This window comes from Nocardia sp. NPDC004568, from assembly GCF_040609955.1.
In the GTDB taxonomy this organism is placed as follows: Bacteria; Actinomycetota; Actinomycetes; order Mycobacteriales; family Mycobacteriaceae; genus Nocardia.
In genome coordinates this window covers 1-13,066 of the sequence record NZ_JBEXLL010000119.1, presented here as the reverse complement: position 1 = coordinate 13,066, position 13,066 = coordinate 1, and the positions used below count along the sequence as shown (strand labels likewise).

General features: G+C 69.0%; 11 protein-coding genes. 5 read left to right on the top strand and 6 right to left on the bottom strand.

From position 1 onward, the window contains the following. The first annotated feature begins 589 nt into the window (after nucleotides 1-589). Complete coding sequence (locus ABZV91_RS30855; RefSeq protein WP_355249260.1) at nucleotides 590-2,050, top strand: CCA tRNA nucleotidyltransferase; 1,461 nt, start codon at nucleotides 590-592, stop codon at nucleotides 2,048-2,050. Nucleotides 2,051-2,059: 9 nt separating this feature from the next. On the opposite strand, the gene ABZV91_RS30850 is transcribed toward ABZV91_RS30855, so the two are convergent. After that, entirely contained in the window at nucleotides 2,060-2,884 is an 825-nt protein-coding gene (locus ABZV91_RS30850) for a hypothetical protein (RefSeq protein WP_355249259.1), read from the bottom strand. 203 nt (nucleotides 2,885-3,087) lie between these two features. On the opposite strand from ABZV91_RS30850, the gene ABZV91_RS30845 reads away from it, so the two are divergent. After that, the gene (locus ABZV91_RS30845) at nucleotides 3,088-4,698 is read left to right on the top strand and encodes a DUF4185 domain-containing protein (RefSeq protein ID WP_355249258.1); all 1,611 of its coding nucleotides are present in this window, start codon (nucleotides 3,088-3,090) and stop codon (nucleotides 4,696-4,698) included. Nucleotides 4,699-4,711: 13 nt separating this feature from the next. Here the strand turns inward: ABZV91_RS30845 and ABZV91_RS30840 are convergent, their stop codons facing one another. The 5 genes from ABZV91_RS30840 to ABZV91_RS30820 all read right to left on the bottom strand — a co-directional run bounded on the left by ABZV91_RS30840 (nucleotide 4,712) and on the right by ABZV91_RS30820 (nucleotide 9,017). After that, nucleotides 4,712-5,575: a biotin-dependent carboxyltransferase family protein gene (locus tag ABZV91_RS30840; protein ID WP_355249257.1), complete on the bottom strand. Its 864-nt coding sequence runs from the start codon at nucleotides 5,573-5,575 to the stop codon at nucleotides 4,712-4,714. Next, complete coding sequence (locus ABZV91_RS30835) at nucleotides 5,572-6,246, bottom strand: allophanate hydrolase subunit 1 (RefSeq protein WP_355249256.1); 675 nt, start codon at nucleotides 6,244-6,246, stop codon at nucleotides 5,572-5,574. The genes ABZV91_RS30840 and ABZV91_RS30835 overlap by 4 nt, the downstream gene beginning before the upstream one ends. A 23-nt stretch (nucleotides 6,247-6,269) precedes the next feature. Next, entirely contained in the window at nucleotides 6,270-7,025 is a 756-nt protein-coding gene (locus ABZV91_RS30830; protein WP_355249262.1) for a 5-oxoprolinase subunit PxpA, read from the bottom strand. An 86-nt stretch (nucleotides 7,026-7,111) separates the two neighbouring features. Continuing rightward, nucleotides 7,112-8,434, bottom strand: a complete 1,323-nt coding sequence (locus ABZV91_RS30825; RefSeq protein WP_355249261.1) for an MFS transporter — start codon at nucleotides 8,432-8,434, stop codon at nucleotides 7,112-7,114. Between the two features lie 79 nt (nucleotides 8,435-8,513). Continuing rightward, nucleotides 8,514-9,017 carry an NUDIX domain-containing protein gene (locus tag ABZV91_RS30820; protein ID WP_355249255.1) on the bottom strand — a complete coding sequence of 168 codons (504 nt, stop codon included), beginning with the start codon at nucleotides 9,015-9,017 and terminating at the stop codon, nucleotides 8,514-8,516. 201 nt (nucleotides 9,018-9,218) lie between these two features. Here ABZV91_RS30820 and ABZV91_RS30815 point away from each other — a divergent pair, with 201 nt between their 5' ends. The 3 genes from ABZV91_RS30815 to ABZV91_RS30805 all read left to right on the top strand — a co-directional run bounded on the left by ABZV91_RS30815 (nucleotide 9,219) and on the right by ABZV91_RS30805 (nucleotide 12,677). Continuing rightward, on the top strand, nucleotides 9,219-9,998 hold the full coding sequence (locus tag ABZV91_RS30815) for a pirin family protein (protein WP_355249254.1): 780 nt from the start codon (nucleotides 9,219-9,221) through the stop codon (nucleotides 9,996-9,998). A 121-nt stretch (nucleotides 9,999-10,119) separates the two neighbouring features. After that, nucleotides 10,120-10,614, top strand: coding sequence for a DUF4190 domain-containing protein (locus ABZV91_RS30810; protein ID WP_355249253.1), 495 nt, complete (start codon nucleotides 10,120-10,122; stop codon nucleotides 10,612-10,614). 59 nt (nucleotides 10,615-10,673) lie between these two features. Continuing rightward, entirely contained in the window at nucleotides 10,674-12,677 is a 2,004-nt protein-coding gene (locus ABZV91_RS30805) for a M13 family metallopeptidase (protein WP_355249252.1), read from the top strand. Nucleotides 12,678-13,066 lie beyond the last annotated feature (389 nt).

The window sequence follows — 13,066 nt, the reverse complement described above, 5'->3', positions numbered from 1 at the left end:
GGTTTCGCCGCACCACCGGCCGCCCCACGGCGCCGCGGCGGGCGGCGTATACTGTTCGCACGATCGGCCGGAGACACTCCGCAATACTAGAGCTGTATTTTTTGGCGGCGCCGCCGGCGCCGCGGGGTCGAGGCCCCGAAGGTCCTGTCGTTCAGGCCTCGAGATTCGCGGCTACCCCGCGTGCACTTCGAGGCCTGAACGACGGGACGGGCCTCGACCCTTCGTGGGCCTCGCTGAACTCGGCGCCAAAGGGTGCTGCTGTTGGTGGAGGCGATCGGACGCGAGGTCGAGTCGGCATCCGTTCCCGCCGTCGAATGCCGACGTAACCGCAGGTGTCGAGTGCTGCGAGACACCTTCAATGGTCGAGGCCTGTCTCGCCCGTTGGCCGCAGGTGCTCGAAGGTCGCCCTCTATGGGCGGCCCACCGCACATCGCATGCGCGAGGCGCGGGCCCGCCTTCGGCGCCTCTTCCCTCGGTGGCGGCGTTACCGAGTCACCGCCGTCCGATGGCGATTCTCCGGACCCATAAGCGCCCGGCCATACCGTCCGGCCGGAAAATCGCATTTGTTCCTACTCGGTAAGGTTCTGTCGTGGTTTCGACCGAGTCCGACGACATTGTGCAGGATCGCCGTACCCGTTTGCTCGCGGCGGCCGCGATCACGCTGGGCCGGCTCTCCGATGTGTTGACGCCCCTCGGCGAGATGTTCGCCGCGCGCGGTTTCCAGCTGTACCTGGTCGGGGGCAGTGTGCGCGACGCGGTGCTGGGGCGGCTCGGGACGGACCTGGACTTCACCACCGACGCGCGGCCGGAGCAGGTGCTGGAGATATTGCGTGGGTGGGCCGATCAGCTGTGGGACACCGGAGGCCTGGCGTTCGGGACGGTGAGTGCCGCCAAGAACGGGCAGCAGTTGGAGATCACCACATTCCGCAGCGACACCTATGACCGGGTTTCGCGTAACCCGCAGGTCGATTTCGGTGACACGCTGGAGGACGACCTGGTCCGGCGGGATTTCACGGTCAATGCCATGGCCGTCCGGGTCGCGGCCGACGGGGCGCTGGAATTCGTGGATCCGCTGGACGGGATGGCGGCGCTGCTGGCCGGGGTGCTGGATACTCCCGCCGCCCCCGCGGACTCGTTCGGTGACGACCCGTTGCGCATGCTGCGGGCGGCGCGTTTCGTATCGCAGCTCGGTTTCGACGTGCATCCACGGGTGCGGTCGGCGATCACCGAGATGGCCGCGGAGATCGACCGGATCACCGCGGAGCGGGTGCGGACCGAACTGGACAAGCTGATCGGCGGTGCCCATCCGATCGACGGCATCGACATGATGTGTGAGACGGGTCTGGCGCAGCGGGTGCTGCCCGAAGTCCCGGCGATGAAGCTGGAGATCGACGAGCATCATCAGCACAAGGATGTCTACTGGCATTCGCTGACCGTGCTGGAACAGGCCATCGACCAGGAGGAAGGCGATCCCGACCTGGTGCTGCGCTGGGCGGCGCTGTTGCACGATATCGGGAAGCCGGACACCAAACGCAACGAACCCGGCGGTGGGGTGAGCTTTCACCATCACGAGGTGGTGGGCGCGAAGATGGTGCGCAAGCGGTTGCGCGCGCTGAAGTATCCGAAGCAGTTCACCGAGGACGTCGCCCGGCTGGTGTTCCTGCACCTGCGATTCCACGGTTACGGCAAGGGGCAGTGGACCGATTCCGCGGTCCGCCGCTACGTCACCGACGGCGGCGAGTTGCTGCCCCGCCTGCACAAACTGGTACGCGCCGACTGCACCACCCGGAACAAGCGCCGGGCGGCGGCTCTGCGGTCCACCTACGACGAGCTGGAGGCGCGGATCGCGCGACTGCAGGAGCAGGAGGATCTGGCCCGGGTCCGGCCGGATCTGGACGGTAACGCGATCATGGAGCTGCTGGGACTGCCGCCGGGACCCGAGGTCGGGCGGGCCTGGCGTTATCTGAAGGAGTTGCGGCTGGATCGCGGACCGCTCACTCGGGACGAAGCCGAGGCGGCGCTGGAACAGTGGTGGCAGACCCAGCAGTGAGCCGCCCGGTCAGAAAACGATCAGCGTGGTGCCGGCCACGATCGCGGAACGGATCTGCGCCAGGTCGAACGAGCCGCTGACCGGCGCGAGTTCTATCCGGAACCGCACCACGGCATCGTCGCGGACGGCCCACCGGACCCGTGCGCCCCGGGGCAGCTCTCCCATCGGGATGGGGTTCATCGTGCGCCAGCGCCGGGGAACCGGCAGCCCGGCCCAGGTCGCGCGCCGGACCTTCAGGTGCAGCACATCCTCGATGACCGAGGCGTCCAGGTCGGCGGTGATGCGCTTGCGGCGGTGCACCGCCCGGACGAGACCCTCTCCGGTCACCGTGAGCTCCCATTCCCGCTGCCGGTCGGCGAGCCATTCCACCACGGTGACCAGGCCGATCGTGGCCTCGATATCGACCCGGCCGGCGCGGACGCGGGTCGGCACGCCCGGAACCAGTCGCACTTCGTGGGAGACGACGGTGACCTCGTCGATGGGCCGTTCGTCCCAGCGCAGTCCACGCAGGACGGCCTTGGTCTGGAAATGTGCGCCGCGCCGCCGCACCTTCAGAAGGTCCAGGGTGCCGGTCAATCGATGACCGAGCAGTGTCGCGCTGATCTCCTGTCCGCCGAACCGGCTCAGTATTCCTTCGCTGAGCACGGTGAGCAGCGTGTCCGGGAGCAGCGCGGTGACAGTGCCGGCGCCGAGGTCGGCCATCGGTTCCATCCAGGCGGTGGTCAGGCCGATCCACTGCTCCAGCCGGGTCTGCTCGAACAGTCTTCTGCCCAGGTCTACGGCCCGTACTGCGGAGAACAGGGAGGCCGGTCGGGGCTCGGAGTAGGCGGCCATGATCGCCTTCGAGAGTACTGGGTCGGTGGGGTACGGACCACGCGGAGTCGCGCGGGTCACCTGTCGTGTCGGAGCCGGGCGGAATTTCCGGATGCTCGGCCACGACCCGCGTGGTTCAAACGGCCCGGAGACTGTCCGGTTCCGGTAGGTTCGGTCCGGCAATGGGACTCGACCGGAGACTGCGAGAAGTTTTGATCGAGGTGATGCCGAGCCCGCGGCCCGGTCGTATCGGGCTCGCGTTCCTCGGACTGGTGCTCGCGGGGTACGTCGCGGTGCCGGTCCCCGCTCATGCCGCGCCGCATCCGTGGGCGCCGCCGCCGGTGAACGATTGTGGCGAAACCGGTTTCGATCCACTGGCCCGGGAACCCGATCCGTCGTTGCCGCCTCCGCCGCCGGTGCAGGTGCCGCCGCAGATCGATATCCCGGTTCCGGTACCGCAGCTGCAACCGGTGCCGATACCCGATCCGCCGCCGGACAACACCCGGATCACCCCGGATCCGTTGCCCGCCGACCCCTGCCACAATCCCTGTCCCGATATTCGCGACACACCGAAACCGGTGCAGCCCGCGCCCGATGCCCCGGCGCCTCCCCCGGCCGCGCCGGGGGGTGGTTCGGCGAACGGCAGCGGTTCGGGGTCGTCCGGTTCCGGAACGCCGTGGCGGCTACCGGAGATCCGGGTGAAGCCGGAGATCGAGCCGATCCCCTATCCGGTGCCCGGCGGCGAGGGCGCGCCTGCGCAACCGGCGCCGCCGCCGGTCCTACATCCGGCCGAACCGGGTCCGCCCGCGGCGCCGGTGGCGCTACCGCGGGTCGAGGAGGTCCGGTTGGTCGAGCAGGTCACCGGGCACGGCTCGGCGAACCGCACCGATATGCGCTGGCAGGTCGACGGCACCGATCTCGGGCTGATGTGGGAGACCGAACCGGGCCGGATCGCCATGGTGTTCGGGGATACGTTCGGGAAAGGCTGGTCGGCCGGTGGTGTCGGCGGCCCGGACGACGACTGGCGCAGCAATGTGCTCGCCTACAGCACCGACCGGGATCTCTCCGATGGTCTGTCGCTGGAGACCATGGTGCAGGACAGCCGTTGCCACGCGGCCGAACTGCTGGGTAGTCGCAAGATCAAGAACTGGGAGACCACCACCATCCCGACCTCCGGGTTCGCGCTCGGCGGGCGGCAATACCTCAGCTTCATGTCGGTGAACCGCTGGAGCCGTATTCCGGGGATGTGGTGGACGAACTACGGCGGTATCGCCTACTCCGACGACGGCGGCAGCACCTGGGTCAAGGACCAGCACGCCCGCTGGGACAACCTGTTCGGGCTCGGCCGGTTCCAGGTGACGGCCATGGTGCCGGACGGCGATTACGTCTACATGTTCGGTACGCCCAACGGCCGGATCGGGGTGATCGGGCTGGCGCGCGTCCCGAAGGACGAGGTGCTGAACAAATCGGCGTACCAGTACTGGGTGGGCGGTACCTGGGCCCCGGCGGCGGAGAACCAGGCGACCCCGCTGGTGGCCGGTATCGCCAGTGAGCTGTCGGTGCGGGTCGATCCGCGGACCGGACTCTGGCAGATGAGTTATCTGGATTCCGCGCGTGGCGCGATCGTCCTGCGGACCGCCGCCGAGCCCCAGGGCAGCTGGACCGAGCCGGTGCAGCTGGTATCGACCGCCGACTACCCCAAGGCCTACGGCGGTTTCCTCCATCCGTGGTCGACCTCGCGGGATCTGTATTTCGCGCTGTCGGCGTGGGATTCGTACAACGTGTATCTCCTGCACGCCCGGCTGGCACCGCCGGACGAGCCGGCCGCTTCGTGAGGTCGACGCGGGATCAGCCGGTGCCCGCCGCACGGCGGAACCGGATCCGCTGGCCGGGCCGGGCCTGCGCCACCCGGTCGATATCGGCGTCGGTGACCACCGCGATCACCGGGTAACCACCGGTGATCGGGTGGTCGGCGAGGAAGACCACCGGTTGACCGCTGGGCGGAACCTGCACCGACCCGAGTGCCATCCCCTCGGTGGCCAGTTCGCCGGACGATTTCCGCTGTAGCGCCGGCCCGTCCGCCCGGTCCAGGCGCGCCCCGACCCGGTCCGTATCGGCGCTCACCGACCAGTGGCCGGCGAACAGGGCGGCCGGATCGGTGAACCAGTCGTCCCGAGGGCCGGGCAGGGCATGGATCTCCAGCGTTGTGCCCGGGCCGGGTAGTGGGACCTGATCGATATTCGGCCAGTCGCGGGGTTGTGGACCGATGGGGATTGTTTCGCCTTCGCACAACGGGGCCGGGCCGATACCCGAGAGAGTGTCGTAACTTCGCGAACCCAGGACCGGGGGAACGTCGATTCCCCCGCGCACCCCGATATAGCTGCGTAGCCCCGTGCGCGTCGTGCCCAGCCGCAGGCGCCGGCCGGGCGCCAGGTGCAGCACGCTCGCGTGACCCACCGGGGTCCCGTCGAGGGTCGCGGGGGCGGGCGCCCCGGTGACCGCCACCAGCAGCGAGGTTTTCGCGCGCAGGGTCAGCCCGCCGAGCAGGACCTCGATGCCGGCGTATCCCTCCGGGTTTCCCACCAGGCGGTTCGCCAGCCGTAGCGCCCCACGGTCCGCGGCGCCCGAGGGGCCGACGCCGGAATGGAACCACCCCGGGCGGCCCAGGTCCTGGACCGTGGCCGCCGCACCGACCCGCTCGATCACGATCACGCGGCGGCGTCCACGTCGACGAATCGCACCCGCGCGCCGGGATGGACCAAGGCGGGCGGATCCCGATCGGTATCCCACATGGTCAGTGCGGTGGTGCCGATGAGCTGCCAGCCACCCGGCGTCTCCCGCGGATACACCGCCGACCAGCCGCCGGCCAGCCCCACCGACCCCGCCGGTATGCGGGTGCGCGCGGTATCCCGTCGCGGGACGCTGTACTGCCAGCCGTCGGCGGTGAGATATCCGAAGCCGGGCGCGAAGCCGACGAATGCGCAGTGCCAGGTCGCCGCGGTATGCGCCGCGATCACCTGGTCCGGGCGCAGGCCCAGCCTCTCGGCCACCGACTCGAGATCGGGGCCGTCGTAGCGCACCGGAATCCGCACAGGTTCGGTTGCGGGCGTGAATGTTCCACGGGAAACATCGGAGTGCGCCGTGCCCACCGCGGCGACGACCCGCTCCAACTCCTGACGCACCCGGGGTGCGGACCGCACCGAATCCACGGTCACCAGCACGGTTTCCGCGGCGGGCAGGAGGTCCACCACTCCCGCGACGGAACGCCCGGCCAATTCCGAGGCCAGCCGGCCGACCTGTTCCGGATCGTCGGGGGTGAGCAGGAAGGCCCGGTCGCCGGCACACCGTACCGCCGCTTCCCGACTTCGTGGTGCTCGCGACATATCACCTCACCCGGTCCCGTCGTTCAGGTGAACGACGCTACCGCTATTCCGGCGTCCTCGAGTGCGGCACGGATCCGCCGGGCCATCCGGACCGCGGCCGGGGTGTCGCCGTGTACGCAGATACTGTCCGGCGAAACCGCCACGGTACCGCCGTCGCCCAGTACCCGGGCGGTGCCGTTCTCCGCCAGCGACACGGCCTGGGCGACTGCCGCTTCGGTCCCGAGCACCGCACCCGGAGTGCCGCGCGCCGCGAGACCGCCCGCGGCGGTGTAGGCCCGGTCGGCGAAACCCTCGCTCACGAACGGAGTCCCCACGGCCAACGCGGATTTCTCGAGATGCGTACCGGCGGGTCCGAGCAGGACCAGGGTGGGGTCGTGATCCCGCAGGCCCGCGAGCACGGCGTCGGCGAGTGTCGCATCGGCCGCGGCGGCGTGGTACAGCGCGCCGTGGGGCTTCACATACCGCACCCGGTCGCCCGCCGCCCGGGCGAAACCGTCCAGTGCGCTGATCTGGTAGAGCGTCTCGTCCCGGAGGTCGGCGGGTGCCACGGCCATCGCTCGCCGCCCGAAGCCCGCCAGGTCCCGGTATCCGATATGCGCCCCGATCCGCACCCCCTTCTCCACTGCCGTCGCACAGGTGCGCCGCATGATGGACGGATCACCGGCATGGAAACCGCAGGCGATATTGGCGCTGGTCACAATATCGAGCATGGCGGCGTCCTCCCCCATACTCCACGCCCCGAAACCCTCACCGAGGTCACTGTTGAGGTCCAGACCCATGCCGTGCCCTCCTTCCGGCTCTGCCTCCATTGTTCACATGGTGGAGTCGTCGCGCACCGCCCGTGCGGAGCCGGCGGCGCTCCTTCTCAGCCGGCGGCGCCGGACGGCGGCCGAATCCTCCTGCGATTGTTGAGCAGCAGGGCCACGATGCCCGCCCCGTAGCAACTCGCCCCCGCCAGGACCACGGCCGGTGACCTGCCGTCGGCCGGGACGACCAGTGCCGTCCCGGCCACCGCCAGGACGAACGCGATATTGAACACCGTGTCCTGGAGGGCGAAGACCTGGCCGCGGTGGTCGTCGGGGATATCGATCTGCATGGCGGCGTCACCGGTGAGTTTGACAGTCTGCCCCGCCAGTCCCAGCAGGAACGCCCCGGCGAGCAGGAGTTGGTGGGCGCGGTGCACGCTATCGCCCGAGTGGGTGAGTGCGGTGGGCAGCACCAGCGCGAGCTGTACCGCGATCGCACCGCACAGAGCCAGCAGGATGGTCCGCGGCCGGCCCAGGCGGGGGATGAGCAGCGGGGTGAGCAGTGCCGCCAGCAGCATCCCGGCAGCGGTGGCGGTGATCGCGACTCCGAAGCCGATCAACCCACTGTCCGCCGTCACGCCCCGGGACGGCGAGTCCCGCAGCACCAGCACCATGACGAGCGTGTTTGCGCCGAATACGATCCGGTGGGTCCCGATACCGATCATCGCGGTGGACACATCGACCGAATGCCGGACCGCGCGGGCACCGACCAGCAATCCCGCGAGTACCGCGCGCACCGCGCCCGCGGTGTCGCCGGGCTCCGATTCCGGGCCGAGGGTGCGGGGCCGGAATCCGGCCGTGAGCAACACTCCGGCCACGGAGCCGATCACACTCAGTGCCACGGCGACCGCCGAACCGGTGTCGCCGGCGCCGATCGCGCCGATCACCGCCACCGCGGCCGCCGCACCCCCGGCCGCGCACGCCGAGCCCACCGTCGCGAGCACGGAGTTGGCCGGCACCAGCCGGTGCTGGGACAGCACTCGAGGCAGCGCCGCCGAGACGCCGGCCGCGGTGAACCGGCTGATCCCGACCACCGCCAGCGCCGGCAGCAGTAGGAAGCTCGCCCTGGCGCCGGCGAGCAGGCCCACCGCCACCGCGGCGATCAGTATGCCGCGCATCAGGTTGGCGATCAGCAGGACCATTCGCCTGTCCCAGCGGTCCAGCAGCGCGCCCGCGTACGGCCCGATCAGCGAATAGGGCAGCAGCAGTACCGCGAAACCGGCCGCGACGGCGAGCGGATCGGTCTCGCGTTCGGGATTGAGCAGGATTGCCCCGGACAACGCGGCCTGGAACATGCCGTCACCGAACTGGCTCGTGAAGCGCACCAGGGTCAGCCGGACCGCGCCGGGGCTCTCGCTGATCGCGGCGCGTAGCGCCGACAGATCGTGCCGCCGCCCGCCGCCTTCCGGTGCCCGGTCCGTGGTGGTGGGTTCGGGCGCAGAGCTGGACACCGCCGCGACGCTACCCGTCCGGCGGGCCCGGAGGTATTCCGGCCGGTCCGGGCACTCGTTCGGCGATCAGCAGGTCGACGGCCTCACGCATATCGGGTGCCATCGGCAGGGTGCCCGACGCGTCGGCGTCTATCCAGGCGTAATCGTCGTGCTCCTCCGGGTCCAGCGTTATCTCACCGGGTTCGGCTTCGGCGAGAAAACTGAATTTCCGCACCTTGGCCTTGGTGCGGGTGGCGTAGTCGAACCAGCCGAGGAAATCGGTGATCCGGCGGGCCACCAGGCCGGTTTCCTCGAACAGTTCCCGCGCCACCCCGTCGGTGAGCGATTCGCCGGATTCGACCCCGCCACCGGGCAGCTCGTACATCCCACCGAGCCGGCCGCCCGGCACCCGGCGCACCACCAGCAGTTTCCCGTCCCGGAACACCGCGACGCCGACGACCAGGTCGGTGATGCCGTCGCGCCGCGCGGCGGCACGCAGCTGTTGCTCGGTCCGCGCGAGTGCTTGGGGTCGCATCCTTCACCTCCCGGTTCCGTATGGATCCATTTTCGTGAAACGTATGGCACACCGCTGTCACCGCCCCGGTTGCTCACCGGCCGTTCATCCCGAGGTCGCTCGCGTAAAATGCCGAGAGCGGACAATCGACGAGGTCGTGGTATCGCCGAGGTACTACATACGGGAAAGGTAATTGTGCCCGAGCCGGAAAGGAGTCGTGCGATGTCCACGCTGCCGACGCCGCATATCGATGTACATCGTGCGGGCGATCGCATGAAAACCCGGATCTCCTGGCTCGATTCCAAGCATTCGTTCTCCTTCGGCGAGCACTACGACCCCGAGAACACCCATCACGGTCTGCTGCTGGTGAACAACGACGATATCGTTCTTCCGGGCCAGGGCTTCGACACCCATCCGCACCGCGATATGGAGATCGTGACATGGGTGCTCGAGGGTTCCCTGGTGCATCAGGATTCGCTGGGCCACAGCGGCGTCATATACCCGGGACTCGCGCAGCGGATGAGTGCCGGCACCGGGATCCGGCATTCGGAGAAGAACGATTCGTGGCGGGTGGACGGCAATCGTCCCGAGCACGACGAACCGGTGCATTTCGTGCAGATGTGGGTGTTACCCGATGAGCCCGGGATCGAGCCGGGCTATCAACAACTCGAAATCGACGATCAGCTGGCCGCGGGCGGTCTGGTGACCGTCGCCTCCGGGCTGCCGCGGTACCGCGACCGTACCGCCATCGCCATCAACAGCTCGCATTCGGCGCTGCACGTGGCGAAGCCGGCGCCGGACGCGCGGGATTCGGTGGAGCTGCCCGAGGCGCCGTACGTCCACGTGTTCGTCGCCCGCGGCGCGGTCGAGATGGAGGGTGTGGGCCTGCTGGACGCGGGTGACGCGGTGCGCCTGACCTTTTCCGGTGGCCAGCGGCTGATCGCGCGGGAACCGGCGGAAGTGCTGATCTGGGAGATGCATGCTCGGCTCGGCGCCGGGTAACGTCCGAAAAGTCCGGATATGGGTCGATCCGTCGGTGATCGGCCCTCGACAATGATATGCGGACCGAGATCGCTCGAGCGCTACCGGCCGGGTCTCGACCAGCTCAGCTGAGGAGGAACGTATGTCCTATCCACCGCCCCCCGGCGGCTATCCACCGCCTCCGGGCCATCCCGCGCCGGAGCCCTATCCCGGCGCCGGCGGGCAACCCGAATACTGGCAGGAATCGCCGAAACGCAAGGGAATGGCGATCGCCGCGCTGGTCCTCGGCATCCTCGGCGTACTGAGCTTCTGGACGATCGCCGGCGGCATCCTCTTCGGGCTCATCGCGGTGATCCTCGGTGTGATCGCCCTGGTCAAGGCGAATCGCGGCACCGGCGGCGGCGGAATCATGGCCGTGATCGGCCTGATCCTCGGCGTGCTCGCCATCGCCGGGGTGATAGTCGTCGGCATCGTCGGCTGGGGTATCTGGTCGGATTCGGGCGGCCGTGATTTCGTCGACTGCGTCAGCAACGCCAATGGCGATCAGAGCGCGGTGTCGCGATGTGAAGACGAGTTCAACCAGCGTATCGAGGACCAGTACGGGGTGACGATCGCTCCCCCGGAGCCCACCAACTGAACGGGCGGGCCGGTCCGGTATTCCGCTCGGACCGGCCCGGCACCGGCATACTGGGTTCTGTGACTTCCGACGTGACGAGCCCCTCCGGTATCGATCTGACCCATCTCGACCCGGCTGTCCGGGTACAGGACGACCTGTTCACGCACGTCAACGGCGCCTGGCTGGCCGGGTACGAGATCCCGGCCGACCGGGCGGTCGACGGCGCCTTCCGCACCCTGTTCGATCGGGCGGAGCTGGATGTCCAGGAGATCATCCGCCATGCCGCGGGCGAGCCCGGTAGCGACGCTCGCAAGATCGCCGACCTCTACGCCTCCTTCATGGACACCGACACCGTCGAGTCCGTGGGTCTCACCCCCATCGTCGAGGAACTGGCCGGGCTCGCCCGAACCACCGACCGGGGTGAGTTCGCCGGACTGCTGGGCCGGTTGCAGCGGGTCGGCGTATCGGGCGCGGTCGCCGTCTACGTCGACACCGACGACAAGAACTCCCAGCGCTACCTCGTCTACGCGACGCAGTCCGGGATCGGACTGCCCGACGAGTCCTACTACCGCTCCGACGAGTACGCCGAGGTGCGCGAGCGCTATATCGCCCATATCGACCGGATGTTCGCGCTGGCGGCGGCCGATCCGCGGATCGCGGAGCTGCTGCCCGGCGGGCCGGTGGGCGCCCGCGTCTTCGAGCTCGAGCGCAAACTCGCGGCGGGGCACTGGGACGTGGTGCGTCGCCGCGACGCCGAACTGAGCTACAACCTCACCACTTTCGCCGACCTGGCGGCCGCGCATCCGGAGTTAGACTGGACGGCCTGGGCCGACGGTCTCGCCGAGGGTGTCCCCGGCGGCGGGCCGGATCTGCTGACCGAGCTGGTGGTCCGGCAACCCGACTTCCTCCGGACCTTCGCGCAGCTGTGGGCTTCCGAATCGCTCGAGGAATGGCGGCTGTGGGCGCAGTGGCGGGTGCTGCGGTCGCGTGCGCCCTACCTCACCGAGGCGGTGGTGGAGGAGAGTTTCGATTTCTACGGCCGTACGCTGACCGGCGCCCAGGAGAACCGGGAGCGGTGGAAGCGCGGAGTGTCGCTGGTCCAGGACCTGCTCGGCGAAGCCGTGGGCAAACTGTATGTGGCCGAGCACTTCCCGCCCGAGGCCAAGGCGGCGATGGTGCGGTTGGTGGAGAATCTGCGCGAGGCCTACCGCCGCAATATCACCGAGCTGGAGTGGATGAGCCCGGCGACGCGACAGGCGGCGCTGGCGAAACTGGACAAGTTCACGCCCAAGATCGGCTACCCCGAGCGCTGGCGTGACTATTCCGCGTTCACCGTGGCGCCCGCCGACCTGGTCGGGAACTACCGCCGTGGCTACGCCGTCGACCACGATCGGGACCTGAACAAGCTCGGCGGCCCGGTGGACCGGGACGAGTGGTTCATGACCCCGCAGACAGTGAATGCCTACTACAACCCGGGAATGAACGAGATCGTCTTCCCGGCCGCCATCCTGCAGCCGCCGTTCTTCGATATGAACGCCGACGACGCCGCCAACTACGGCGGGATCGGGGCGGTGATCGGGCACGAGATCGGGCACGGTTTCGACGATCAGGGCGCCAAGTACGACGGCGACGGCAATATGGTCGACTGGTGGACCGATACCGACCGTGCCGAGTTCGGTAAGCGCACGCGGGCACTGATCGACCAGTACGACGTGCTCTCCCCCGCCGATCTCTCCGACGAGCACACCGTGAACGGCGAGTTCACGATCGGCGAGAACATCGGCGACCTGGGCGGTCTGTCCATCGCGCTGGAGGCGTACCGGATCTCCCTGAACGGCCAGGAAGCGCCGGTGATCGACGGCCTGACCGGGCTGCAGCGGGTGTTCTTCGGCTGGGCGCAGGTCTGGCGGACCAAGGCGCGGCCGGAGGAAGCGATCCGCCGGCTCGCGGTGGACCCGCATTCGCCCGCGGAATTCCGCTGCAACGCGGTGGTCCGCAATATCGATGCTTTCCACGAGGCGTTCGAGCTCACGCCGGACGACGCCCTCTACCTGGCACCCGAGGAGCGGGTCAAGATCTGGTGACCGTGTTCATCGGCGGCGCCTCCGGCGTCGCGGGGTCGAGGCCCACGAAGGTCCCGCCGTTCAGCCGCCGAGACTCGCGCCTGCGGCGCGTGCAATGCGCGGTGGGCCGTCCATAGAGTGCGGCCATCGAGCGCCTCCGGCCGAGAGCGGGACGAGCCCCGAACCTTTGGGGGCCTCGCTGAACTCGGCGCCGGGAGGGATGCGGAATTCCGCGGGCGTATCAACATACGAGGTCGGCAGTGCGGATGCCCCGATATGTGATCCGGATATCGAATGTCGACGCAACCACATGCGTCGAGTCTTACGAGACACCTCCAAGGGTTGAGGCCCGTCTCGCCGTTTCGGCCTCGAAGCGCATGCGCCGAAGGCGCGAGTCTCGAGGCCGAAAC